The sequence below is a fragment of the Pseudescherichia sp. genome (assembly GCF_031979925.1).
In the GTDB taxonomy this organism is placed as follows: domain Bacteria; phylum Pseudomonadota; class Gammaproteobacteria; order Enterobacterales; family Enterobacteriaceae; genus Pseudescherichia.
The window spans coordinates 1-24,288 of sequence record NZ_DALZFB010000019.1; the positions used below are offsets into that span (position 1 = coordinate 1).

Here is a 24,288-nt window from a genome sequence, read left to right on the forward strand (position 1 = left end):
ATACCCAGCACAAGGGCCAGCAAAATTTGCCAGGCCAGGCTGACTTTCAAATTTTTCATAACTACAGACGTCCTCAATGAAGCACCATTCCGTGTACCGGAGCGATACATACTGAAAGGGGTGTGATTAGCGTTGCTTAGTAAAGCGGGGTTTTATAACGCGCATTATCAGTACCATTTGCATGGTATCAAGTGCAACCCTTTAAGATGAGGGTCTTTGACAGCTAAAGTGCATAAGAAGCGCTTTTTATTACATTATTAATGCATAACTATATGTTATGGATGAGATTTTCATCACCTCTCCTGCATTCATCATAAATAGTGATTATTTACCTTTAAAGATTCATTTGCTGAATTTTCAACCATTCAAACAATGCGTGATCTTCCGCCCAAAAAGTAAACAAAGCCAGCTCTCGCTCTTCCCTTAACGTTTCCGTGACATATCCTTAACATCTTACAAGGAGAACAATAGCCATGAGCCAAATACATAAACACTCTGTTCCCGCCAATATCGCGGAAAATTGCCTGATTAACCCGGAGCAGTATGAGGCGAAATATCAGCAATCCATAAGCGATCCCGACGCCTTCTGGGGCGAAGAGGGCAAAATTCTCGACTGGATCCGGCCCTATGAGAAGGTGAAGAACACCTCCTTCGCGCCGGGCAACGTCTCCATTAAGTGGTATGAGGATGGCACGCTCAACCTGGCCGCCAACTGCCTCGACAGGCACCTGGCCGAGCGCGGCGACCAGACGGCGATTATCTGGGAGGGCGACGACGCCCAGCAGAGCAAACATATCTCATATCGTGAACTGCACGCCGACGTCTGCCGCTTCGCCAACGCCCTGCTGGCGCTCGGTATCAAAAAAGGCGACGTAGTGGCGATCTATATGCCGATGGTGCCGGAAGCGGCGGTGGCGATGCTCGCCTGCGCGCGCATTGGTGCTATTCACTCCGTTATCTTCGGCGGTTTCTCACCGGAAGCGGTGGCCGGACGCATTATCGACTCCAGCTCGCGGCTGGTGATCACCGCCGACGAGGGCGTTCGCGCTGGGCGCAGTATCCCGCTGAAAAAGAACGTCGACGACGCGCTGAAAAACCCTAACGTTACCACTATCGAGCACGTGGTGGTGCTGAAGCGTACCGGGGGCAATATTGAATGGCAGGAGGGACGCGATCTCTGGTGGAGCGACGTAATGGCGCAGGCCAGCAGCGAGCACCAGCCGGTAGAGATGAATGCCGAAGATCCGCTTTTTATCCTCTACACCTCCGGCTCGACCGGTAAGCCCAAAGGGGTGCTGCACACTACCGGCGGCTATCTGGTCTATGCAGCCACTACCTTTAAGTATGTCTTTGACTACCATCCGGGCGAAATCTACTGGTGCACCGCCGACGTTGGCTGGGTTACCGGTCACAGCTATCTGCTCTACGGTCCGTTGGCCTGCGGGGCGACTACCCTGATGTTTGAGGGCGTGCCGAACTGGCCTACCCCAGCGCGCATGGCTCAGGTGGTTGATAAGCATAAGGTCAATATTCTCTATACCGCGCCGACGGCGATCCGCGCCCTGATGGCAGAAGGCGACAAGGCGATTGCCGGTACCGAACGCTCGTCGCTGCGCATCCTCGGCTCGGTAGGTGAACCGATCAATCCGGAAGCCTGGGAGTGGTACTGGAAGAAGATTGGTAACGAGAAGTGCCCGGTGATCGACACCTGGTGGCAGACCGAAACCGGGGGCTTTATGATCGCCCCGCTGCCGGGTGCCACCGAGCTGAAAGCCGGCTCCGCTACCCATCCCTTCTTTGGCGTCCAGCCTGCACTGGTGGATAACGAAGGTACGCCGCTGGAGGGGGCCACCGAAGGTAACCTGGCGATAGTTGACTCCTGGCCGGGACAGGCGCGCACGCTGTTTGGCGATCACGAGCGCTTCGAGCAGACCTACTTCTCGACCTTTAAAAACATGTACTTCAGCGGTGATGGCGCACGACGCGACGAGGATGGCTACTACTGGATCACCGGCCGCGTCGATGACGTGCTCAACGTCTCCGGCCATCGCCTTGGCACGGCGGAGATCGAATCCGCGCTGGTCTCGCACCCGAAAATCGCCGAGGCAGCGGTAGTAGGCATCCCTCACAACATCAAAGGCCAGGCGATCTACGCCTACGTCACCCTGAACCACGGCGAAGAGCCATCTCCAGCGCTCTATACCGAAGTGCGCAACTGGGTACGCAAAGAGATTGGTCCGCTGGCCACGCCGGATGTGCTGCACTGGACCGACTCGCTGCCGAAAACGCGCTCCGGCAAAATCATGCGCCGTATTCTGCGTAAGATTGCCGCGGGCGATACCAGCAACCTCGGTGATACGTCGACCCTGGCCGATCCGGGCGTGGTGGAAAAACTGCTCGAAGAGAAGCAGGGTATCACCATGCCATCGTAACGGTGTCATCCCCACCCTCTCCCGTAAGGGAGAGGGAATAATAAAACCCCTCCCCTACAAAATACGTCTGGAGACTCTGTGATGAATAACGATATTTGTCAGCAGATTGAGAATAGTGCGCACTACAGGGAGCTCGTCGACAAGCGGCAACGGTTTGCCTTTATCCTCTCACTTATCGTACTAGTCATGTACATCAGCTTTATTATGCTGATCGCCTTTGCGCCAGGCTGGCTGGGTACCCCGCTGCATCCGGGAACCAGCGTGACGCGCGGCATCCCTATTGGCATCGGCGTTATCCTGATCTCGTTTATTCTGACCGGCGTCTATGTCTGGCGCGCAAACGGCGAGTTCGATCGCCTCAACAGTGACGTTGTCCGCGAGGTAAAAGCATTATGAAAAGGATCCTGATAGCGCTGCCCGCCGCGCTCCCTTTTACCGCCGGCGCTGCGGATGCGCTTACCGGCGCGGTACAGCGCCAGCCGACCAACTGGCAGGCGATTATCATGTTTGTCATCTTCGTGGCTATGACGCTCGGCATCACTTACTGGGCCTCAAAGCGCACCCGGACGCGAAGCGATTACTACACCGCAGGGGGTAATATCACCGGCCTGCAAAACGGCCTGGCCATCGCCGGGGACTATATGTCAGCGGCATCGTTTTTAGGTATCTCCGCGCTGGTGTTTACCTCCGGCTACGATGGCCTGATCTACTCCCTCGGCTTCCTCGTCGGCTGGCCGATCATCCTGTTTTTGATCGCCGAACGTCTGCGTAACCTTGGGCGTTACACCTTCGCCGACGTTGCCTCTTATCGGCTGAAGCAGGGGCCGATTCGCATCCTCTCCGCCTGCGGCTCGCTGGTGGTGGTTGCCCTCTACCTCATCGCCCAGATGGTCGGCGCGGGCAAGCTGATCCAGCTGCTGTTCGGCCTCAACTACCACATTGCGGTGGTGCTGGTGGGCGTATTGATGGTGATGTACGTCCTGTTTGGCGGCATGCTGGCCACCACCTGGGTACAGATTATCAAGGCGGTGCTGCTGCTGTTTGGCGCGAGCTTTATGGCCTTCATGGTGATGAAACACGTCGGCTTCAGCTTCAATAACCTGTTCAGCGAGGCGATGGCGGTGCATCCGAAAGGGGAAGCCATCATGAGCCCCGGCGGGCTGGTGAAGGATCCTATCTCGGCCCTCTCTCTCGGCCTTGGTTTGATGTTTGGTACCGCCGGGCTGCCGCACATCCTGATGCGCTTCTTTACCGTTAGTGACGCCCGCGAGGCGCGGAAGAGTGTCTTCTACGCCACCGGTTTTATGGGTTACTTCTACATCCTGACCTTTATTATCGGCTTTGGCGCGATCATGCTGGTAGGGGCCAACCCGGTGTTTAAAGACGCTGCGGGCGCGCTGATCGGCGGTAACAACATGGCGGCGGTGCATCTGGCTAACGCGGTGGGCGGTAGCCTCTTCCTGGGCTTTATCTCTGCCGTGGCCTTTGCCACTATTCTGGCAGTTGTGGCTGGCCTGACGCTGGCGGGCGCTTCGGCGGTATCGCACGATCTCTATGCCAACGTCTTCCGCAAAGGTGCCTCCGAACGCGACGAGCTGAGAGTGTCGAAAATCACCGTACTGGTGCTCGGTGTGATAGCGATCCTGCTCGGCATTCTGTTTGAGAACCAGAACATCGCCTTTATGGTGGGCCTGGCCTTCTCTATTGCCGCCAGCTGTAACTTCCCTATTATCCTGCTCTCCATGTACTGGTCGAAGCTTACTACCCGTGGCGCAATGATCGGCGGCTGGCTGGGTCTGCTGACTGCCGTGGTGCTGATGGTTCTCGGCCCGACGATCTGGGTACAGATCCTAGGCCATGAGAAAGCCCTCTTCCCGTATGAGTACCCGGCACTCTTCTCCATCGCCGTGGCGTTTATCGGCATCTGGGTATTCTCCCTGACCGACAACACGGCGGAAGGCAAGCTGGAGCGTGAGAAATTCCGCGCCCAGTTTATCCGCTCGCAAACCGGGCTGGGTATTGAGCAGGGCCGCGCACATTAATCCCCCTATCCCCGGTCATTCTGGCCGGGGATCACAGTTCTCTTCTCACAATCGCGATACAGTATCCCAATCTATTTGAAACGTTGTTTTAATACGAGAGGATACGATGAAGCGATATGCCCTTGTCGGAACCGGAGGTCGGGCCGGACTGTACATCTCTGCTATTGGCGGACAGTGGCGCGAAACGGCGCAGCTGGTGGCCTTCTGCGACACTAACCAGACGCGTATGGATTATGCCAATCAGCTGCTGCAAAGCAGCGACAGCGAGCCGGTATCAACGTGGAAAGCAGAACAGTTTGACGCGATGATCCGTGAAACGCGACCGGATACGATTATTGTCACTACCATGGACCGCACCCACGACGACTATATTGTGCGGGCGCTGCGGGCCGGGTGCGACGTTATCACCGAAAAGCCAATGACCATTGATGAGCAGCGCGCTCTGCGCATCCTCGATGCTATCGAAGAGACGGGCCGCAGCGTGCGCGTGGCCTTTAACTACCGCTATGCCCCGCACCATAGCAAGGTACGCGAGCTACTGATGAACGGTACGATTGGCGAGGTCTACTCCGTCCATTTTGAGTGGTTGCTCAACACCGAGCACGGCGCGGACTACTTCCGCCGCTGGCACCGGGAGAAGCGCAACAGCGGCGGCCTGCTGGTGCATAAATCGACTCACCACTTTGACCTGATGAACTTCTGGCTGGGGAGCTATCCCGAGCGCGTCTACGCCGAGGGCGGGCTGCGCTTCTACGGTAAAGAGAATGCCGAGCGGCGGGGCGTCACGCAGTTCTATCCTCGTGCTCACGGCTATGAGCAGGCGAAAGCGGATCCCTTTGCGCTGCAGATGGCCGACAACGCCCAGCTGAAAGCGCTCTACCTCGATGCCGAGCATGAGGATAACTACTTCCGCGACCAGAGCGTGTTTAGCGACGGCATTACCATCGAAGACACCATGTCGGTGCTGGTGAAGTATCAAAACCGGGTGCAACTGACCTACTCCCTGAATGCCTACCTGCCCTGGGAGGGGCTAAACGTGGTGTTTAACGGCAGTGCGGGGCGACTGGAGATGAAGCTGGTGGAGAAATCCTACGTTAACGCTGGCGGCGCACGCGAGAACGAAGGGAGTCTGGAGGGGTGCGATATCACGGTCTTCCCGATGTTTGCCGCACCGTGGAAGGCGGAGTTTACCGTTGGCGAAGGCGGACACGGCGGCGGGGATAATGCCATGCTGGCGGATCTGTTTGGCGAGCCGGGAGACGATCCCCTCCAGCGCGCCGCCGATCACCGGGCAGGCGCAATGTCGATCCTTACCGGCATCGCCGGGAATATCTCGATGCAGCAGCAGCGCCCGGTTAACTTCCGCGAGTTTGAGCTGGTTGCCCGGCTGAAGTAGCTCTCACGCCGCTGGTTAGAACATCACTCTGGCAACCAGCGGCGCAATCAGCACCATTACCACGCCGGAAAGCATCATCACCAGGCTGGCAACGACGCCCTCCTGCTGGCCCAGCTCGTAGGATCGCGCCGTCCCCGCCCCGTGCGAGGCCGCGCCAAAGCCAGCCCCTTTTGCCATGCCCTCCCGGATGGCGAGGCGCAGAAACAGCATATCCCCCACCGCCATACCGAAGACGCCCGTAACCACCACAAACAGTGCCACCAGGTCCGGCTGGCCTCCCAGCGGTCCGGCCGCCGCCAGCGCAAAGGGCGTTGTCACCGAACGCACCGCCAGGCTACGCTGGATCTCATCCGGCAGGGTAAACAGGCGTGCCAGCCACACCGAGCTGGTCACCGCTACCACCGTCGCGGTGAGGGTTCCGGCAGTGAGCGACATCCAGTGACGCTTGATCATTGCCCGGTTGTCATAGACCGGCACGGCAAAGGCGATGGTCGCCGGACCGAGCAGCCACAGCAGCCAGTGCGCCTCGCCCATGTAGTTCTGGTAGGAGATATGGCCAAACACCAGCATCAGCACCAGCACAATGGGCGTGCAGACCAGCGGCATCAGAGGCAGCGTGCGAAAGCGCCGATAGAGCCTTTTATTGGTAAAGTAGATGAGTAGCGTGACGGCCAGGCAGAGCAGACCCATTTGAAAATCAGTCATGACCGCTGCCTGCGAAGTTCGTAGCGATAGACTTTATCCACCACCCAGGCCGTCGCCCCAAGCACCATCAGGGTGCTGAGGGCGATGACGGCGAAAATACGCCAGCCGTCGATCAGCAGCAGCTGGGCGTAGTTCACCACTGCCACCACCGCAGGCACAAAAAAGAGCAGCATCTCTGCCAGCAGCCAGCTTGCTCCGGCTCGTACCCATTTCAGAGGAACGATCCGGCACGTCACCAGCACGAGCAGAACGATCATGCCCACCAGGTTAGCGGGCAGCGGCAGGTTGAGCCACTGTACAAGGTGCTGGGCCATGACGAAAAGTCCGGCATAGAGCAGCACCTGCAGCGGGATCTGGAGCCGACGCACTAGCGCAGGCGTAACACGGCGTAACGCCACGTCCATCAGGGTATGTCCAGGAAATGTGATTGGAACGACAGTATAGAGAGCCACCTTCCCCGGTTGAAATGAATTAAACTCATCGCAAACATAGTTGAAAGGAATAGTCATGGACATCAGAACGCTGCGCTATTTTGTGGAGGTCGTGCGCCAGCAGAGTTTCACCCGCGCAGCGGAGCGGCTGTTCGTCACCCAGCCTACCATCAGTAAGATGCTGAAGAATCTGGAGGATGAGCTGAACACTACCCTACTGATCCGCGACGGACGCAGGCTGCTGCTTACCGATACCGGCCGGGTTGTGTTTGAACGCGGTCAGGCGATCCTTGCCGAGTTCCGCCAGCTGGAGGCCGAGCTGGACGATATTCAGCACCTAAACAAAGGGGTGCTGCGGCTGGGCATACCGCCGATGGTGGGTATGCAGATGGCCGGGCCCATCAGCCTGTTTCGCCAGCGCCATCCTGGCATAGAGCTAAAAATTGCCGAGTTTGGCGGCCTGACTGTCCAGCAGGCAGTAATAAATGGCGAGCTGGACCTGGCGATGACGGCGCTGCCGGTAGAGGAGGAGAGCGGCCTGACTACCCTACCGCTATTTAGCCACCCGCTGTGCGTGCTGGTCCCCCGCTCCGGCGACTGGCTGAAGTGCGAGGCGGTATCACCCGAAATGCTGGCCGAGCATCCGCTGCTGATCTACAACGAGGATTTTGCCCTCAGCCAGCAGCTGATGCGGCTCTTCAACCAGCACGATGTGAAGCCGCGCATCGCCGTGCGCAGCGGTCAGTGGGATTTTCTTGCTGCTATGGTACAGGCCGGAGTCGGGATTGCGATTTTGCCGGAGCCAATCTGCCAGCGGCTGGACAAGCAGACGCTGCGCTGGATCCCCTTGCAGAGTGATTTGCAGTGGCAGCTGGGGATGATCTGGCGGGAGGGGATCTATCTGTCACACAGCGCCCAGGCATGGCTAACGTGCTGTGAAGGGTTCTGGTTACCGCAGCCATAAAAAAGGCCGGGTGGCGGCTTCGCCTGGCCCGGCCTACGGGTTATGGGCCTGTAGGCCCGGTAAGCGTAGCGCCACCGGACAATACAATCACTTATTCTCAACGAGCAGCGCTTCCAGCAGGTCGAGATCGTGCAGCAGCTTCTGCATCGTCTCATTGCTGATCTGGCGCGTGGCGCGCAGGTGATACAGCTCGGCACGCTCGGAGCGCAGCGCCGCCAGACGGAAGCGGCGCTCGAGGTTCTCCTCCTGCATCGATCCTTCGGCATTGTTGCGCCCATCGGCCCGGCGGCGCAGGTTACCGATCACCCGCGAGCTCACCTCGGTCAGCAGTTGGTTATCGATGTTCTCTTCGCTATTAGCCGCCAGCCGCTCCTGCATCTTCTGGATCGCCACAATTGCCACGTCGGCTGTGACCGAACGCGCCAGCCGCTCCTCCTTCGCCTGCTGAATATGGTCGCCCACCTCCATATGCTGAAGCAGGATCGGCAGCATTACCACACCAACAAACAGCGAGAAGAGGATCACACCGGCAGCCAGGAACACCAGCTCGTAGCGGGCCGGGAAGACGTTACCGTCCGGCAGCAGCAGCGGGATAGAGAGCACGCCCGCCAGGGTAATCGCCCCGCGCACCCCGGCGAAAGAGGCGATCAGCAGCTCGCGGGTGCTCCAGGAGCCAAACTCCATCGGCTTCTTGGTTAAGAAGCGCTGGCTGAACTTTTTCATTGTCCACAGCCAGCCGAAACGCACCAGCATTAGCGCAGCATAGATCAGCACGATGTCGGTAAACAGCATCCATGTTTCGACGTTCGGGTCGGCCTCGGCGGCCACCAGTGAGGACTCCAGGATCCCCGGCAGCTGCAGGCCCAGCAGCAGGAACACCATGCCGTTAAAGACAAACTCCAGCATCGCCCAGGTGCTGTTAGCCCGCAGACGCATGGCCAGCGGTGCGCGGCGCATTACCCCGGAGCGGGTAATGGTCATCCCGGCAGCCACGGCGGCCAGAATGCCCGAGAAGCCAATGTGTTCTGCAATCAGGTAGGAGGCAAACGGCAGCAGGAACAGCAGCACGATCTGCGTCGCTGGCTCATCGCCGCCCCAGCGGCTAAGGAAGCGCAGCGAGCGTCCATACAGCCAGCTCACGATGAAGCCAGCCAGGATGCCGCCCACGGCCACCTTGAGGAACTCTACCGAGGCGCCGCCGACGGTAAACACCATGGTACCCATCGCCACCGCGACGGCAAACTTCAGGGATACCAGGCCGGAGGCGTCGTTCATTAACGCTTCGCCCTGCAGAATGCCCATAATTTTTTTCGGGATGCGTCCTTCGCCGACGATGCCGGAGAGCGCCACGGCGTCGGTCGGGGAGAGCACGGCCGCCAGCGCTAAGGCTGGCACCAGCGGAATACCCGGCACGATCCAGTAGATAAGGAAGCCAATGCCAACGACGGTGACCAGCACCAGCGCCAGTGCGAGACCGAGGATCTCCCGTCCGTGTTCAAGGAACTCCCGCGTCGGCGTTTTCCAGCCGTCGGCGAACAGCAGCGGCGGGATGAACAGCACCAGAAAGAGCTCAGGATCGAACTCAACGTGCAGGCCAAACGTCGGCAGCGCCAGCATCGCGCCGATAGCAATCTGCATCAGCGGCAGCGGGATCTGGAACGGCAAAACGCGTGTGATGACGCCGGAGAGAGAGACCACAAGGGTCATGATGAGAATGGTAAAGAAGATTTCCATGCGTTCCCTGTTTGCGATGTTTTTTATATCGAGAGGTGACGAACGATGACGAGGCATCATGCCTCTCATAATAGAACATGCAGGCTAACGAAAAGGAAACAAGATGTGCCTTAAAAACAGAAAAATGGGCGGCCAGAGCCACCCATTTTTAGCAGCGGAGAGGCTTAGATTGCCCAGCCGCCCGCATAGAAAGCAACCAGCGCGATGGCGATCACCACCGTGCCGATATTCAGACGACGCCACTCACCAGAGACGATGCGGCCAATCACCAACGAGGCGAAGCCAATCATGATGCCGGTAACGATGTTACAGGTCAGCACGATAAAGACGGCGGTGATCAGACCGGCCATCGCATCCACGAAATCGGCAAAGTCGATTTTTGCCACGTTGCTAAGCATCAGCAGGCCAACGTACATCAGCGCCGGTGCGGTCGCGTAGGCCGGGACCAGGTAGGAGAGCGGCGAGAGGAACAGGATCAGCAGGAACAGCACGCCAACGGTAATCGCCGTCAGGCCGGTCTTACCGCCCGCAGCCGTACCGGCCGCTGATTCGATATAGACCGCTGCCGGGGCCGCACCCACCAGACCGGAGAAGACGCTGCTCAGGGAGTCGGTGGTCAGCGCTTTGCCGCCGTCGATAATCTGGCCATCTTTATCCAGCAGGTTAGCCTGCCCGGCTACCGCACGGATAGTACCCGTGGCATCGAATACTGCCGTCATCACCAGCGCCAGCACGCTCGGCAGCACCAGCGGGTTCAGCGCGCCAACGATGTCGAGGCTGCCAATCAGCGAGTTACCTTTATCGTCGCTCAGCGACGGCATGGCGAAAATACCGGAGAAGTGCACGCTCGGGTCAAAAATCAGCCCCACAATCGACACGCCGATGATGGTCAGCAGAATGCCGCCCGGCACCTTCAATTTTTCCAGGCCGATGATCACGGCCAGGCCAATCAGAGACATGATCACCGGGAAGCTGGCGAAGTTGCCCAGCGCCACCGGCAGACCTTCAATCGGGTTTTTCACCACCAGACCGACGCCGTTGGCGGCGATCAGCAGCAGGAACAGACCGATACCGATACCGGTGCCGTGCGCCACGCCCTGCGGCAGGTTGCGCAGGATCCAGCTACGAATGCCGGTGGCAGAGATCACGGTAAACAGCACGCCCATCAGGAACACCGCGCCGAGAGCCACCGGGACGCTGATCTGCTGGCCCAGCACCAGGCTAAACGCGGTGAAGGCGGTCAGTGAGATGGCGCAGCCAATTGCCAGCGGCAGGTTCGCCCACACTCCCATGACGATAGAGCCGACGCCAGCCACCAGGCAGGTAGCAACAAACACTGCGGCGGGTGGGAAGCCCGCTTTTCCTAACATGCCCGGAACGACGATGACGGAGTAGACCATCGCAAGGAAGGTGGTTAAGCCGGCGACCACTTCCTGACGGACGGTGCTACCACGAGCAGAAATTTTAAATAGAGCGTCAAGCGAACCGCCGGTACGCGCCGAAGGCGTAGACATAGAAAACATCCCCTGAAGAGTTTTATTTTTTCGTTGGTTAGCGTGGTGGACAATCCACTGCCCGTTAAACGTCATCATTCCGAAACAGGTTGTGGCTAAGCAGAGCCACAAAAAGCAAACGTTTAACTCCGCGCAAACAAAACGGCTGTAAAAAAAGGCAAACGATTATCTAGCCTTCACAGGGGGTATTTCAACTTAACTTTGCCGGTTTTTACTAAATTTCCCTTATGACGATGAAAAACCAGGCAGAGGATGCGCAAACGTTATCGTCTATGCGCAACCTTGCAACATTTTTAGCCAGGTTCTAATCCGCTGGCCTGAAGTCATCATTTTTTAGAATGGTTACGCGCCGGGCAGCTCAAAGGGGCCACCCTGGGCGATAGCGCGCTGCCAGGCCGGACGATTTTCAACCCGCGTTTTCCACGCCTCCAGATTTGGCAGATGGTCGACGCCGCCGCGCGCCAGCAGGGCGAATACCGGGAAGCTCATCTGAATATCTGCCATGCTGGGTTGCTCGCCGGTGAACCATGGCTGGCTGCCGAGCTGCGACTCAATGTAGCGGGCATGGGTTTCAATCTGCTTATTGAGATACGCCTTCTGAACGCCCTCCCCCAGCGCCTTGCCGAGGGTGCGCAGGCCAAAGGGCACCGGCGGTTTACCCAGGCTGCCAAAGACCAGCTTCATCAGCAGGAGCGGCATCAACGATCCTTCGGCATAGTGCAACCAGAAACGGTACTGGAGCTTTTGCTGGATATCCGTCGGCTTAAGTTGGCCACGGGTGTCATAGGTCTCCTGTAAATGTTCCAGAATCGCACCGGATTCGGCGATTATCGTACCGTTATCATCCAGTACTGGCGATTTCCCCAGCGGATGCACCTTTTTCAGCGCCTCCGGCGCCATCATGGTCTTTTCCCGCTGGTAGCGAACAATTTGGTAGGGCAGACCCAGCTCTTCCAGGGCCCAGAGAATGCGCTGCGAACGCGACTGGTTAAGATGATGTACGGTGATCACGGTTGTCTCCCGGTTTTATGCCAGCAACGCACTGTCTGGCCAGCAGTCATGTCTACTAACTATAGAAAACTGCACATGATGCGCGAAAAATTTCGGCAAAACTGGCGGCGATCTCGCTGGCAATCCAGGCCGGGTGGCATAGACTAAAAGTGTCAACACAAACCGGAACCTCAACAACGCGTTCGAGCGAGGGGTGTCGATGTCGGGGGAAACCCTCCTGTAAAATGAGCGGGATAGAGTGAAAGACAAAGACCGGAAATAACTAAAGCGCCCTTGTGGCGCTTTAGTTTTATTTATCGTTTACGTCGTCTTCTAACAGCCGGGCACCGGTCCCCTGCTCCCCCAACCTGTCGCCTGGGTTACGTAGCGGGCAGTCTTTGCGTGACAAGCAGCCACAGCCGATGCAGCCGTTAAGATCGTCGCGCAGCGCCTCAAGGGTGTGGATACGTCTGTCCAGCTCTTCACGCCACTGAGAAGAGAGTTGCTCCCATGTTTTCGCACTTAGCGTGTGGCCCGCAGGCAGTACGCTCAGGGCTTCGCCGATGGTGGCCAGCGGGATGCCGATGCGCTGAGCAATTTTAATAATAGCGACGTAGCGCAGTACATCACGGGCGTAACGCCGCTGATTACCCTCGTTACGCACGCTCTTAATCAAGCCCTTACTCTCATAAAAGTGCAGGGCTGAGACCGCAACCCCGCTACGCTTCGCGACCTCGCCAGGCGTCAGCATGGCTTTAATACGCGGTAATTTCTTTTCCATAAAGCGCTTTACCTCAAGTTAACTTGAGGAATTATACTCCGCTTCAGACCAAACGACGACTTCAGCACTGAAAAAGAGGCAGCAATATGTCCCATCAGCAAATTATTCATACGCTTACCGAATGGATTGATGAACATATCGACCAACCCCTGAACATTGATGTAGTGGCGCAGAAATCTGGATACTCTAAGTGGTATTTGCAGCGGATGTTTCGTGCGGTAACTCACCAGACGCTCGGAGATTATATCCGTCAGCGGCGTCTGCTGATGGCGGCGGAAGCGCTACGTACGACGAAGCGGCCAATCTTTGATATTGCGATGGAGCTGGGATATGTGTCGCAGCAGACCTTTTCCCGCGTATTTCGTCGAGAGTTTGACCGGACGCCAAGCGACTATCGACATCAAATGTAGCGAGGGCGGATCAGCGCAGTGGCTGTCGCAGCCACTCCATAAAGTCCTGCGGCGACAGCGCCTTCGCAAAGTACCATCCCTGGCAATATTGTACGCCACGTTTTAACAGCCAGGTCACCTGCTCTGACGTTTCAACGCCTTCGGCGATAATCTTGAGGCGCAAGCTTTGCGCCATCTCAATGATGTGTTCCGCAATCAGGTGGCTGGTGCTGTTGGTCGTCAGCGTATCGATAAAGGATTTATCGATTTTCAGGATATCAACGTTCAGCGAATATAAGTTGTGCAGGTTAGAGTAGCCGGTGCCAAAATCATCAATCGCGACTTCATATCCGGCCTGGCGGAATGCCTGGATCACCGGCGTTGTTTTCGGCACATCAATAAATCCACGCTCGGTGACCTCAATCTTAATTTGCTGCGCCCGCACGTCATGCTGCTGGGCTTTATCAGAAATTAAGGCAATCAGGCGTGAGGAGTGAAAGTCTGATGCAGACAGGTTAATTGAGATATAGAGCTGCGGATTTTCTGACAAAAAGCGGCCTAAATCGGCAAAAACTTCTTCGACGGCATAATCAGTTACCCGCTCAATCAGCCCCTCTTTTTCCGCTAGCGGTATAAATTCTGCCGGGCTCATCACCGGCCCTTCAAAACCAGGCCAGCGTAACAAGGCTTCCGCGCCCACACACTGCCCGGTTTTAATATCAATAATTGGTTGATAATTGAGCCGCAATTGGCGTTTTAACAAAGCGCGATGCAACAAGCGGCGCGGCGAATTAAATTCCTGCTGGGTCCGGGACCACATCAGCAAAATAATAATGCTGCAAATCATCCCCAGCGGCAGAGTGAGCGTTGCCTGGTGATAGAGAAATTGGAAATAGCGATCGCTGGAGGTGGAGACAATAATCGCAATGGGGCGCTTTTCTGAGTTAGCGATAGTATAGAAGCGTCCGCCCTGCTGGAAGGTAAAATCGTTGTTCTGTATCAGACCCGCCAGCACTCGGGCGTCCGCCGTCGGGCTAACCGAGAAGAACGCCTTGGTTATCGTGTCATATACGCCGTAGGCCAGGGAGGGGTCGTCCGACATCACCTCGCTATAGGCCAACGGATTGACCACCATGGCATAATGGCCGCGCTGCATATAGACCATCTTATAGCCCGCATAAAACGGGGTATCACGATAGTAGTAGTTGGAGATATCCGGAGAGTGGGTATATTCTGCGGCGTGAATAATATAGGGTTCGGCTGGTGCCATTGAGGTAGAGCATAAAAAGCGATTGCCGTTGGCATAAATTATATCAGCAACGTAGAGCTGCCCGCGGATAATATTAAGCATATTATAGCGATGCGCCGGCGAACAGATCCTGCCATTAAACTTCTCTGCTTCACTGCGAGCGATATCAACCTGCTGGATAACCATCTCGGTCTTATCCAGCGCCAGCTGAGCAAATGAACGCAGCTGTATGCCGGTCTCTTTAACGGCGCGGATGTGAGCAAACCATAGCGCCAGCATCACAGGTAGCAAAACTACCATGATGATCCCGACAATCCTTAGCGCCTTGCGGCGTGCGCTATGATACATTTCTGCCCTATATCCCTGCTTTATGTGTGCCTGCATTGTCGGCAGGAAGCTTTGATAAACAGGTGATTACGTTGCATGAATCATCAGACATTAGCAACCGACTTTTATCATTAAAAACCTAATATTTGGTTATGACGATAATATTTGTCCGTAAGCCAAACTAAAAGTGTTCGTCCTGTTTATATTAAGGGAAATAATTATCCAGCTACCGTTAGGGGTTTTCCGTTAACGCAACAGGGGATCGCTGATTAAGCTAAACTGCCAGTGCGGTAAAAAAAGAATCCTCCCTGCGTTTATTTTTTCGTCTGCGTAAGTCCGCATTGAGCGAATAATGTTCGCACCCGATCTCCATACTATTCACATGGTTAAAAAGTGGCCAAAAAACCCGTTGCGTGACTGGCTAATAAAGAAGCAAATGTGATATAGTTCACATATCTTATGAAACCAAAAGAGCGTTTCATTTTATCCCGTCTGTCCCTGCGAGCCTCACCACCACGAAAGCGGCCCGCAGACGTGTGAGGTTACAAACTATGGCCACCTTTACGACTAGCGTTGTTCTGTTGCGCTGGCAGCTCATGAGCGCAATCCTGATGTTCTTAGCCAGCTCGCTGAATATCAGGTTCCGTAAATCCGACTATATTGGTCTGGCAATCGTTAGCAGCGGCCTTGGTGTGGTAGCTGCCTGCTGGTTTGCCACCGGGCTGCTGGGCATCACCCTGGTCGACGTTGCCACTATCTGGCACAACATCAAAAGCGTGATGATTGAGGTCGCCAGCCATGCGCCGCCAGAGTGGCCGATGGTAATCACCTGAGTTAGAACACAAAAAACCCCGACGCGTCGGGGTTTTTTTATGACGTACGCTGCATCAGCGCAGGAGTTGGGTAGGGCACGTGCGCCCAATTAGGGTTAGCCGTTGCCCCCCCACCGAACCGTACGTGCACATTTCTATGCATACGGCTCTCCATTGGATCAAACAAAGGTCCTGCGATCTGGTAGCGTCCCTCTATGAAGGTTTATGTGGCAAATCCGGCAGAGGACTAACGTTTTCCTGTTACGGGCAATCATTAGCCTTTTCCAGTTATCTATTCCCTTTTTTATATCCTTAAGTTTCCTCACATGATGGACTTCAAAAGGACCGGTTCTGATGCCACAATATTCACATTGGGATGCAGCCATCCTGCTCAGCAGTTCAGTTCTACCGGAATATCTATGTGTATTAGGCAATAAATCCGGAGAACCATATTTTGACGCACACCTGTTTTTGAGTTTGAAAACCTCTAACTCAAATATCTTTCCATTACGACTTTCTCGATAAACAGATCTGCCATCTGCGAGCCTTAATCGTTTTACGATTTTAGTACGCGATATACCGTGTTTACCAGCCAGGGTCTTATAAAGACTATTCTCCCATACCCAATGTAACTTATTGAGATAGAGAGCTGGAGCAAGATTATAGTAATTAGCGTAGCCGCGCATTTCAGCGTTGTACTGACTAATAATTTCATAGTCAGACATATGCATCATTGCCGGCCGAGAGGCGCTATTGCCATACCCGCCGTCGTAATTCCCATAGCCACGTAGAGAACAGAACCTATGGATTCTATCCCTCGGCACTCCCAGATGGATGTGTTCCGTTATCGTACGTTTTACCGCATGGGTTTTACTTCCATCTGAATTAAGCCCTACAACACATTTGACCTGTTTGTTTTCACGACGGGTTTTAATTTCATAGCCGAGAAAAATGAATCCTTTCTTTGGGTCAACTATACCAGATTTTTCTTTAGATATTTCCAGACGAAGTTTGGTTTCAACAAAATTCATAACCTCTTTCATTATGCTTTTTGCTTCGATTTTACTTCCTATGATACCAATTAGAAAATCATCGGCATATCGAACATACCGCATTCTTTTGAATTCAGTATCATCCATGATAACACTGGATAATGTACGTAATTGTTTTTCCAGTTCATCCGCTTCGCGTTTCCATTTTTGGATTCTCTGCTCATCAGCAGGCATCCCAGAAGCGCCGAAACCTTGTCTGATCCACTTGATACGATTTGCTCGGTTCTGTAGTGCTCTTTTGTATATGGGATTAGGTTTCCTTCGATCTCCTTTACCGAACTCTTTGATTCTATTTTTCATAAATTCATCAAGCTCATGGAGAAACACATTGGCAAGGACAGGTGAGATGATACCGCCCTGTGGTGTCCCGCTATGGGTGCCAAAGTAACGCCAGCTGTCCAGATACCCAGCTTTCAGGAACTTCTTAATAAGTGCCAGAAATGAGTTATCCGCAATCCGCTTACTCAAGAATTTAAGCAGCAGACTATGGTCAATGTTGTCGAAGTATCCTTTGATATCGATATTACATACCCATTTTGTTCCTTTCCAGCTGTTTCGGATCTCTGTTAATGCAGAATGGCAAGAACGTTTTGGCCTGAATCCATAACTCCAGTCACTAAAAACTGGCTCATAAATTTCTTCCAAGAGCATTCTCATTACTTCCTGTATTAACTTATCATTTCCAGTAGGAATACCTAACGGACGTTTCTTTCCATTTGGCGCTCGTGCATCTTTAGGTATGTGTATGCGCCTGCAAGGTTTGGGTTTATACGTATTTGATTTAATGAGTTCTATAAGATTTATTATCCTATCGATACTCATTCCATCTACCGTATCATTATTTATTCCTTTCGTCATGGCGCCACGATTGGAGTAAATGTTGGCATATGCCTGTGCCCATAGATCTCGGTTGTTACACATGATTTTATGCAACTTCTTGACCTTATGACCTTTCCTGCTGGCTTTGCTTATACCACTTAGAGCATTGAGTGTCCTTTGTGATAGCACTGACTATCAAACCTCGCATCTATGAGTATATGTCCAACTGACTTCCTTCCCCCTTACGAATATATTTTCATTAGTAATTACTTACCGATTTATATATATTTTTCAGATTGATTTAACAATTGCATCTCCATTACAGAGCCACATTGGGTACTACGAAGTCTCCGTTACCTTATTGGTTAATTTTATAACCAACTTAGGTAATCCCGTATTTCTTTGTAGTCAAGGTGCGTCCCACTTAGGTTCCACTTACGTTCATTTACCACTCTCACCGAGCAGGTGCCAATATTGTTGGATATAGTAACCTTCTAACAATAATTACTATAAATATTGGTATGACTCCTGAATAACCGTGAGTCAAAGGCATCCCGAAACCCACTATGAACTATGATTCAACCAATCAGGCTTAACCATATGGGACTTGCAATGGCTGGCGCAAAGTAGGTTATTTCCCCACAACCAGCCTTTTCCTGACATGCTGCACTCCCCTTCCTCTTTCGAGGTTCAAACCCATTACTGGATAAGGATAAGTCAGGCTTGCAATAGGCAATCCAACAGCCTATGATTATCTCGAAAACGATTTAACCGCTTGATTTACAAAGCAAAACGGCGCACTCAGAACGGGATATCGTCGTCGAAGTCCATCGGCGGCTCGTTAGACGGTGCCGGAGCAGACTGCTGCGGACGCTGCTGTGCGCCGCCGCTGAACTGGTTCTGGTTACCACCCTGCGGCTGTTGAGGCTGACCCCAACCGCCCTGCTGGCCGCCGCCCTGCTGACCGCCTGCCGGTGCACCGCCGCCCTGACGGCCGCCAAGCATCTGCATGGTGCCGCCCACGTTCACCACCACTTCGGTCGTGTACTTTTCCGCGCCGGACTGATCGGTCCATTTGCGGGTGCGCAGGGAGCCTTCGATATAGACCTGAGAACCTTTACGCAGATATTCACCGGCCACCTCGGCCAGTTTGCCAAACAGCACAACCCGGTGCCATTCGGTCTGCTCTTTCATCTCACCGGTCGCTTTATCACGCCAGGATTCGGAAGTAGCCAGCGTAATGTTGGCTACTGCGCCACCATTCGGCATGTAGCGTACTTCCGGGTCCTGGCCCAGATTACCGACGAGAATCACCTTGTTTACGCCTCTGCTGGCCATGGTTGTGTCTCCTGAATACGTTTCTTAATCTCAATAGTGTAAGCGCGCGATTGTAACTTACCAAGCGACGCTTTGATACCTTGCGAGGAGGATTCCAGTAATCCTCCCGCCGTGCGCTATTTTCGCACAAATACGTCCGGGATGCATTCCTATACTGTATATCCATTCAGGTTTTTTTGTGTCATAATTAACCGTTTCAGTTCAGTTCGCCGGATGTCCTTCAAACATACCGAGCGCCGAGTCTCTTACCGGGAAAGGTGAATGGATAAGATAGAAGTACGGGGCGCGCGCACCCACAATCTCAAGAATATCAATCTCGTTATCCCACGCGACAAGCTGATTGTCGTGACCGGGCTTTCAGGTTCAGGTAAATCATCCCTGGCTTTCGACACCCTCTATGCCGAAGGTCAGCGTCGCTACGTTGAATCGCTCTCCGCCTATGCGCGCCAGTTCCTGTCGTTGATGGAAAAGCCGGATGTCGATCACATCGAAGGGCTGTCGCCAGCGATCTCTATTGAGCAGAAGTCGACCTCGCACAACCCGCGTTCCACGGTCGGGACCATTACCGAGATCCACGACTACCTGCGCCTGCTGTTTGCCCGCGTAGGCGAGCCGCGCTGCCCGGATCACAACGTGCCGCTGGATGCGCAAACCGTCAGCCAGATGGTCGATAACGTGCTGTCGCAGCCGGAGGGCAAGCGCCTGATGCTGCTTGCGCCGATCATCAAAGAGCGTAAGGGTGAACATACCAAGACGCTGGAGAACCTGGCGAGCCAGGGCTATATCCGCGCCCGTATCGATGGTGAAGTGTGCGACCTTTCGGATCCACCGAGTCTTGAACTGCATAAAAAACATACCATTGAGGTGGTCATAGACCGCTTTAAGGTGCGGGACGATCTGACCCAGCGCCTGGCCGAGTCCTTTGAAACCGCGCTGGATCTCTCCGGCGGCACGGCGATCGTCGCCGATATGGACGATGATAAGGTGGAAGAGCTGCTCTTCTCCGCCAACTTTGCCTGCCCGATCTGCGGCTACAGCATGAACGAGCTGGAACCGCGCATGTTCTCGTTCAACAACCCGGCCGGTGCCTGTCCGACCTGTGACGGTCTGGGCGTGCAGCAGTATTTCGATCCGGATCGCGTGATCCAGAACCCGGAGCTGTCGCTGTCCGGCGGCGCGATCCGCGGCTGGGATCGCCGTAACTTCTACTACTTCCAGATGCTGCGCTCGCTGGCGGATCACTACAAGTTTGACGTTGACGATGCCTGGGAGAGCCTGAGCGCGTCGGTGCAAAAAGTGGTGCTGTTCGGCTCCGGTAAAGAGAGCATCGAATTTAAGTATATGAACGATCGCGGCGACACCTCCGTGCGCCGTCATCCGTTTGAAGGCGTCCTGCACAATATGGAGCGCCGTTACAAAGAGACCGAGTCGAGTGCGGTACGCGAAGAGCTGGCGAAGTTTATCAGCAACCGTCCGTGCGCCTCCTGCGACGGTACGCGCCTGCGTCGTGAAGCACGCCACGTCTTTGTTGAGGACACGCCGCTGCCAGCGATCTCCGACATGAGCATCGGCCACGCGATGGACTTCTTTAACAACCTTAAGCTGGCTGGCCAGCGGGCGAAGATCGCTGAGAAGGTGCTTAAGGAGATTGGCGACCGCCTGAAGTTCCTGGTAAACGTCGGCCTCAACTACCTGACCCTCTCCCGCTCGGCGGAGACGCTCTCCGGGGGTGAAGCGCAGCGCATCCGTCTGGCAAGCCAGATCGGTGCCGGCCTGGTCGGGGTGATGTACGTCCTGGATGAGCCGTCCATCGGCCTGCACCAGCGCGACAACGAACGTCTGCTGGGCACGCTGATCCACCTGCGTGACCTTGGCAACACGGTAATTGTGGTTGAGCATGACGAAGACGCGATCCGCGCCGCTGACCACGTGATTGATATTGGTCCTGGCGCAGGCGTCCACGGTGGCCAGGTGGTGGCGGAAGGCCCGCTGGATGCCATCATGGCGGTGCCGGAGTCGTTAACCGGGCAATTTATGAGCGGCAAGCGGCAGATTGCCGTGCCAAAAGAGCGCGTGCCTGCCGATCCGTCGAAGGTGCTGAAGCTCTCCGGCGCTCGCGGTAACAACCTTAAGGACGTAACGCTCACCCTGCCGGTAGGCCTGTTTACCTGTATTACTGGCGTCTCCGGCTCAGGTAAATCGACCCTGATCAACGATACTCTGTTCCCGATTGCCCAGCGTCAGCTTAACGGTGCGACTATCGCCGAGCCGGCACCCTACCGCGAGGTTCAGGGCCTGGAGCACTTCGATAAGGTCATCGATATCGACCAGAGCCCGATTGGTCGTACTCCGCGCTCAAACCCGGCCACCTATACCGGCGTCTTTACACCGGTGCGTGAGCTGTTTGCTGGCGTGCCGGAGTCCCGCTCACGCGGCTACACGCCGGGACGCTTTAGCTTTAACGTGCGCGGCGGCCGCTGTGAGGCCTGCCAGGGCGACGGGGTGATCAAGGTAGAGATGCACTTCCTGCCGGATATCTACGTGCCGTGCGACCAGTGCAAAGGCAAACGCTATAACCGCGAAACGCTGGAGATCAAATACAAGGGCAAGAGCATCCACGAAGTGCTGGATATGACCATCGAAGAGGCGCGTGAGTTCTTTGATGCCGTTCCGGCGCTGGCGCGCAAGCTGCAAACCCTGATGGACGTGGGTCTCTCCTACATCCGTCTCGGTCAGTCTGCTACCACGCTCTCCGGCGGTGAGGCCCAGCGCGTGAAGCTGGCCCGTGAGCTGTCAAAACGCGGTACCGGCCAGACGCTCTATATTCTGGATGAGCCGACCACCGGCCTGCACTTTGCCGACATCCAGCAGCTGCTGGAAGTGCTGCACCAGCTGCGCGATCAGGGCAACACCATCGTAGTGATTGAGCACAACCTCGACGTGATCAAGACCGCGGACTGGATTGTCGATCTCGGTCCGGAAGGGGGCAGCGGCGGCGGCGAGATCCTCGTCTCCGGCACGCCAGAAACGGTCGCAGAGTGCGAAACCTCGCACACTGCCCGCTTCCTCAAACCGATGCTGAAATAGCCTAAACGGAAAGCTGCTGCCTGACTGTATCAGGCAGCGCTTCAACCGCCAGCTTGTAGGACGCGTCTACCAGGTAGTAAATTCGCGAATCCGGCAGCGATCCATCAAGGAATACCGTACTCCAGTGCGCCTTGTTCAGACGCGCGCTCGGCCGCACGTCTGCATTTTCACTCCGCAATAGCTCGGCCAGCTCCGGGCTGGTTTTCAGCGATACGGCCGGGCGGTTATCAACGTCATGCACCATCGCAAATAGTACGTCTGCCACTTTGATCTGCGTAGCCTTCCAGTCGCTGTGTACGCTCTGCTCCGCGCCTGGTTTACCCATGCAGTAGGTCAGCAGTTCCGAATTGATCATTTCTCTTCCCCTTGTAGTGTTGCGATGATTTTGCGCGATCCGCCGTGAATGCGGTGCTCTCCCAGCCAGATGCCCTGCCACGTCCCCAGCTGTAAGCGACCGTTTTGTACCGGCAGCAGCAGCGATACGCCAAGCGTGGAGGATTTGATGTGAGAAGGCATGTCGTCCGGTCCCTCAGCGTCGTGCTCGTAGCGGGCGCTGTCCGGCACGGCCTGCAGAAAGTGCTGCTCCATATCGTAACGCACGGTGGGATCGCAATTTTCATTCAGCGTGAGAGAGGCGGAGGTGTGCTGTAGCAGCAGGTGCAACAAACCCGTTTTGATGCGGCTAAGGGAAGGAATTTGCTCCAGCACCTCGTCCGTCACCAGATGGAAACCGCGTGGCTTTGCGCCAAGCCTGAGAGTTTGTTGATACCACATAGCGTGCTCCAGAGTTAATTCACCTGATGCTAAGTGTGTAACACCCAGGGCAGATCAGCCAGAAAAGGACGAAAATAAGGCAACCTGGCGATTGCCTTTTAACAATCAATACTCGGAGTTAGCGATGACCTCTTCACCATACATCCCCGCCTGCGGCATAGGGCGATAAGTAGAGTTAGAGGCACGCAGCACGCGAATGCCTCGGGCTCCCACTTCCCGCGCAGCGCTGATGTCGTTATCCGAGTCGCCGTAGAACAGCTTTATCTGCTTATCCTGTAGCCACTGGGTCTTGGTGTTCTGGCCCGGCTGGTCACCGGCAAAGATCACCGGATTCATATTTTCGGCGGGGATCTGAAAATCATCCTGCAGCGTTTTTGACACGGTCTCGGTTTTGCTTTGGCTGCGCCCGGTAACGAAGTAGATCGCATCGCCACGCTTGATGTGCATTGCGATCAGCGCCCGTGCGACCTCTTTAGGGATGCTGTACTCATCCCAGCCGTTGTTCATCTTCTCCCAGAAGGCGGGATTATGGAGATACTCTTCACTCTGCGGTGAAAAGGTCTCTTTGCCCCGCCAGAAGCCAGGACTTGAGAAGAGCACGGTATCATCGATATCAAACCCGACGGCCATCGGCGGGCGACCCTGGAGGCTGTTTTCAATCTGTGCGACCGAGACCCAATGAATGGGCGCTTGCTCAGCCAGTTTCGCGACGTTGGTTCCCGGATAGAGCGGCGAAGGAGAGGAGGCGTGCGCGCTGGCAGCACCCACGGTAAACAGCAGACATAATGCACTCAGTGCGAGGGGTAATTTACGCATATTCATCCCTAAACGTTAGAATTTGGTAGAATTTTCCCCGGCTTTGCGCCGGGGAAGGCGCGTATTATGCCATTACCGCAGCAAAGGCCTGTGCGACGCGGTGCACATTCCCATGGTTCAGGCCAGCAAGGCACATGCGGCCGCTGGCAATCAGGTAGACGCCAAACTCTTCGCGCAGACGAGTCACCTGCGCCGCGCTAAGGCCGGTGTAGCTGAACATGCCGCGCTGCAGCAGCAGATAGTCAAAGTTATGCCCTGGCACCGCCTCGCGCAGAACGTTAACCAGCTCCTGACGCATGGCAGAGATACGCAGGCGCATCGCCTCCACTTCTGCCAGCCACTGGGCTTTTAGCGTTGCATCACCCAGCACGGCCGCCACTACCTGCGCGCCGAAGTTTGGCGGGCTGGAGTAGTTGCGGCGTACGGTGGCTTTCAGCTGTCCCAGCACGCGCCCGGCGGTTTCTGCATCTTCACAGACGATGGACAGGCCACCGACGCGCTCGCCGTAGAGAGAGAAGATCTTCGAGAAGGAGTTGCTCACCAGCGCTGGCAGACCAGCATTAGCGATGGCACGAATAGCGTAGGCGTCCTCTTCCATCCCGGCACCAAAGCCCTGATAGGCGATGTCGAGGAACG

Annotated in this window: 21 protein-coding genes; 8 read left to right on the forward strand and 13 right to left on the reverse strand. The window is 55.4% G+C overall.

Annotated elements, in window-relative coordinates; genetic code table 11:
* Positions 1 to 473: 473 nt before the first annotated feature.
* From acs to RTM13_RS19450, 4 genes are all read left to right on the forward strand, one after another.
* Positions 474 to 2,432, forward strand: a complete 1,959-nt coding sequence (gene acs, locus RTM13_RS19435) for an acetate--CoA ligase (RefSeq protein WP_312214310.1) — start codon at positions 474 to 476, stop codon at positions 2,430 to 2,432.
* Between the two features lie 81 nt (positions 2,433 to 2,513).
* A complete protein-coding gene (locus RTM13_RS19440; protein WP_312214312.1) occupies positions 2,514 to 2,828 on the forward strand; it encodes a DUF485 domain-containing protein in 315 nt (104 codons plus the stop codon).
* Positions 2,825 to 4,474, forward strand: coding sequence for a cation/acetate symporter ActP (gene actP, locus RTM13_RS19445; protein ID WP_312214314.1), 1,650 nt, complete (start codon positions 2,825 to 2,827; stop codon positions 4,472 to 4,474). Before RTM13_RS19440 ends, actP begins: the two co-directional genes overlap by 4 nt.
* Positions 4,475 to 4,580: 106 nt before the next feature.
* Positions 4,581 to 5,870 (forward strand): Gfo/Idh/MocA family oxidoreductase, encoded by a 1,290-nt coding sequence (locus tag RTM13_RS19450; protein ID WP_312214316.1) that lies wholly within the window; start codon positions 4,581 to 4,583, stop codon positions 5,868 to 5,870.
* A gap of 15 nt (positions 5,871 to 5,885) precedes the next feature.
* Here RTM13_RS19450 and RTM13_RS19455 read toward each other — a convergent pair whose 3' ends face one another.
* Together RTM13_RS19455 and RTM13_RS19460 are read right to left on the reverse strand one after the other, a co-directional pair.
* Entirely contained in the window at positions 5,886 to 6,575 is a 690-nt protein-coding gene (locus RTM13_RS19455; RefSeq protein ID WP_312214318.1) for an LrgB family protein, read from the reverse strand.
* Entirely contained in the window at positions 6,572 to 6,979 is a 408-nt protein-coding gene (locus tag RTM13_RS19460; RefSeq protein ID WP_312214320.1) for a CidA/LrgA family protein, read from the reverse strand. The genes RTM13_RS19455 and RTM13_RS19460 overlap by 4 nt, the downstream gene beginning before the upstream one ends.
* 103 nt (positions 6,980 to 7,082) lie before the next feature.
* Between RTM13_RS19460 and RTM13_RS19465 the strand changes: the two genes are divergently transcribed.
* A complete protein-coding gene (locus RTM13_RS19465) occupies positions 7,083 to 7,970 on the forward strand; it encodes a LysR substrate-binding domain-containing protein (RefSeq protein WP_312214322.1) in 888 nt (295 codons plus the stop codon).
* An 87-nt stretch (positions 7,971 to 8,057) separates the two neighbouring features.
* Here RTM13_RS19465 and RTM13_RS19470 read toward each other — a convergent pair whose 3' ends face one another.
* The 4 genes from RTM13_RS19470 to soxR all read right to left on the reverse strand — a co-directional run bounded on the left by RTM13_RS19470 (position 8,058) and on the right by soxR (position 12,989).
* The gene (locus RTM13_RS19470) at positions 8,058 to 9,704 is read right to left on the reverse strand and encodes a Na+/H+ antiporter (protein WP_312214323.1); all 1,647 of its coding nucleotides are present in this window, start codon (positions 9,702 to 9,704) and stop codon (positions 8,058 to 8,060) included.
* 164 nt (positions 9,705 to 9,868) lie between these two features.
* Positions 9,869 to 11,218 carry an NCS2 family permease gene (locus RTM13_RS19475; protein ID WP_312214325.1) on the reverse strand — a complete coding sequence of 450 codons (1,350 nt, stop codon included), beginning with the start codon at positions 11,216 to 11,218 and terminating at the stop codon, positions 9,869 to 9,871.
* Between the two features lie 342 nt (positions 11,219 to 11,560).
* Positions 11,561 to 12,229, reverse strand: coding sequence for a glutathione S-transferase (locus RTM13_RS19480; RefSeq protein WP_312214327.1), 669 nt, complete (start codon positions 12,227 to 12,229; stop codon positions 11,561 to 11,563).
* 289 nt (positions 12,230 to 12,518) lie between these two features.
* A complete protein-coding gene (gene soxR, locus RTM13_RS19485; protein ID WP_312214329.1) occupies positions 12,519 to 12,989 on the reverse strand; it encodes a redox-sensitive transcriptional activator SoxR in 471 nt (156 codons plus the stop codon).
* A gap of 86 nt (positions 12,990 to 13,075) precedes the next feature.
* Between soxR and soxS the strand changes: the two genes are divergently transcribed.
* Positions 13,076 to 13,399 carry a superoxide response transcriptional regulator SoxS gene (gene soxS / locus RTM13_RS19490; protein ID WP_312214331.1) on the forward strand — a complete coding sequence of 108 codons (324 nt, stop codon included), beginning with the start codon at positions 13,076 to 13,078 and terminating at the stop codon, positions 13,397 to 13,399.
* Positions 13,400 to 13,409: 10 nt separating this feature from the next.
* Here the strand turns inward: soxS and RTM13_RS19495 are convergent, their stop codons facing one another.
* The gene (locus RTM13_RS19495) at positions 13,410 to 14,975 is read right to left on the reverse strand and encodes an EAL domain-containing protein (RefSeq protein WP_312214333.1); all 1,566 of its coding nucleotides are present in this window, start codon (positions 14,973 to 14,975) and stop codon (positions 13,410 to 13,412) included.
* 530 nt (positions 14,976 to 15,505) lie between these two features.
* Here RTM13_RS19495 and RTM13_RS19500 point away from each other — a divergent pair.
* Entirely contained in the window at positions 15,506 to 15,787 is a 282-nt protein-coding gene (locus RTM13_RS19500; protein WP_312214335.1) for a YjcB family protein, read from the forward strand.
* A gap of 158 nt (positions 15,788 to 15,945) precedes the next feature.
* Here the strand turns inward: RTM13_RS19500 and RTM13_RS19505 are convergent, their stop codons facing one another.
* Both RTM13_RS19505 and ssb1 read right to left on the reverse strand, forming a co-directional pair.
* Positions 15,946 to 17,826, reverse strand: a complete 1,881-nt coding sequence (locus RTM13_RS19505; RefSeq protein ID WP_312214337.1) for a reverse transcriptase domain-containing protein — start codon at positions 17,824 to 17,826, stop codon at positions 15,946 to 15,948.
* A gap of 612 nt (positions 17,827 to 18,438) precedes the next feature.
* Positions 18,439 to 18,975 (reverse strand): single-stranded DNA-binding protein SSB1, encoded by a 537-nt coding sequence (gene ssb1, locus RTM13_RS19510; protein ID WP_103818716.1) that lies wholly within the window; start codon positions 18,973 to 18,975, stop codon positions 18,439 to 18,441.
* 261 nt (positions 18,976 to 19,236) lie between these two features.
* Between ssb1 and uvrA the strand changes: the two genes are divergently transcribed.
* Positions 19,237 to 22,062: an excinuclease ABC subunit UvrA gene (gene uvrA, locus RTM13_RS19515; RefSeq protein ID WP_312214339.1), complete on the forward strand. Its 2,826-nt coding sequence runs from the start codon at positions 19,237 to 19,239 to the stop codon at positions 22,060 to 22,062.
* Between the two features lies 1 nt (position 22,063).
* On the opposite strand, the gene RTM13_RS19520 is transcribed toward uvrA, so the two are convergent.
* The 4 genes from RTM13_RS19520 to RTM13_RS19535 form a co-directional block, all read right to left on the reverse strand.
* Complete coding sequence (locus RTM13_RS19520) at positions 22,064 to 22,417, reverse strand: MmcQ/YjbR family DNA-binding protein (RefSeq protein ID WP_312214341.1); 354 nt, start codon at positions 22,415 to 22,417, stop codon at positions 22,064 to 22,066.
* On the reverse strand, positions 22,414 to 22,836 hold the full coding sequence (locus tag RTM13_RS19525) for a secondary thiamine-phosphate synthase enzyme YjbQ (protein WP_312214343.1): 423 nt from the start codon (positions 22,834 to 22,836) through the stop codon (positions 22,414 to 22,416). Before RTM13_RS19525 ends, RTM13_RS19520 begins: the two co-directional genes overlap by 4 nt.
* Before the next feature lie 105 nt (positions 22,837 to 22,941).
* Positions 22,942 to 23,652, reverse strand: coding sequence for an acid phosphatase AphA (aphA, locus tag RTM13_RS19530; protein ID WP_312214345.1), 711 nt, complete (start codon positions 23,650 to 23,652; stop codon positions 22,942 to 22,944).
* 64 nt (positions 23,653 to 23,716) lie between these two features.
* On the reverse strand, positions 23,717 to 24,288 hold a 572-nt coding region (locus tag RTM13_RS19535; protein WP_312214347.1), incomplete at its 5' end, for an aminotransferase class I/II-fold pyridoxal phosphate-dependent enzyme.

What these genes read in the sequence shown, in the direction of transcription:
- RTM13_RS19470 (WP_312214323.1), bottom strand. Translation starts at nt 9,704, where the DNA reads ATGGAAATCTTCTTTACCATTCTCATCATGACCCTTGTGGTCTCTCTC.
- RTM13_RS19450 (WP_312214316.1), top strand. Translation starts at nt 4,581, where the DNA reads ATGAAGCGATATGCCCTTGTCGGAACCGGAGGTCGGGCCGGACTGTAC.
- RTM13_RS19455 (WP_312214318.1), bottom strand. Translation starts at nt 6,575, where the DNA reads ATGACTGATTTTCAAATGGGTCTGCTCTGCCTGGCCGTCACGCTACTC.
- uvrA (WP_312214339.1), top strand. Translation starts at nt 19,237, where the DNA reads ATGGATAAGATAGAAGTACGGGGCGCGCGCACCCACAATCTCAAGAAT.
- RTM13_RS19500 (WP_312214335.1), top strand. Translation starts at nt 15,506, where the DNA reads ATGGCCACCTTTACGACTAGCGTTGTTCTGTTGCGCTGGCAGCTCATG.
- actP (WP_312214314.1), top strand. Translation starts at nt 2,825, where the DNA reads ATGAAAAGGATCCTGATAGCGCTGCCCGCCGCGCTCCCTTTTACCGCC.
- ssb1 (WP_103818716.1), bottom strand. Translation starts at nt 18,975, where the DNA reads ATGGCCAGCAGAGGCGTAAACAAGGTGATTCTCGTCGGTAATCTGGGC.
- soxS (WP_312214331.1), top strand. Translation starts at nt 13,076, where the DNA reads ATGTCCCATCAGCAAATTATTCATACGCTTACCGAATGGATTGATGAA.
- RTM13_RS19475 (WP_312214325.1), bottom strand. Translation starts at nt 11,218, where the DNA reads ATGTCTACGCCTTCGGCGCGTACCGGCGGTTCGCTTGACGCTCTATTT.
- soxR (WP_312214329.1), bottom strand. Translation starts at nt 12,989, where the DNA reads ATGGAAAAGAAATTACCGCGTATTAAAGCCATGCTGACGCCTGGCGAG.
- RTM13_RS19525 (WP_312214343.1), bottom strand. Translation starts at nt 22,836, where the DNA reads ATGTGGTATCAACAAACTCTCAGGCTTGGCGCAAAGCCACGCGGTTTC.
- RTM13_RS19495 (WP_312214333.1), bottom strand. Translation starts at nt 14,975, where the DNA reads ATGTATCATAGCGCACGCCGCAAGGCGCTAAGGATTGTCGGGATCATC.
- RTM13_RS19520 (WP_312214341.1), bottom strand. Translation starts at nt 22,417, where the DNA reads ATGATCAATTCGGAACTGCTGACCTACTGCATGGGTAAACCAGGCGCG.
- RTM13_RS19460 (WP_312214320.1), bottom strand. Translation starts at nt 6,979, where the DNA reads ATGGACGTGGCGTTACGCCGTGTTACGCCTGCGCTAGTGCGTCGGCTC.
- acs (WP_312214310.1), top strand. Translation starts at nt 474, where the DNA reads ATGAGCCAAATACATAAACACTCTGTTCCCGCCAATATCGCGGAAAAT.
- RTM13_RS19440 (WP_312214312.1), top strand. Translation starts at nt 2,514, where the DNA reads ATGAATAACGATATTTGTCAGCAGATTGAGAATAGTGCGCACTACAGG.
- aphA (WP_312214345.1), bottom strand. Translation starts at nt 23,652, where the DNA reads ATGCGTAAATTACCCCTCGCACTGAGTGCATTATGTCTGCTGTTTACC.
- RTM13_RS19465 (WP_312214322.1), top strand. Translation starts at nt 7,083, where the DNA reads ATGGACATCAGAACGCTGCGCTATTTTGTGGAGGTCGTGCGCCAGCAG.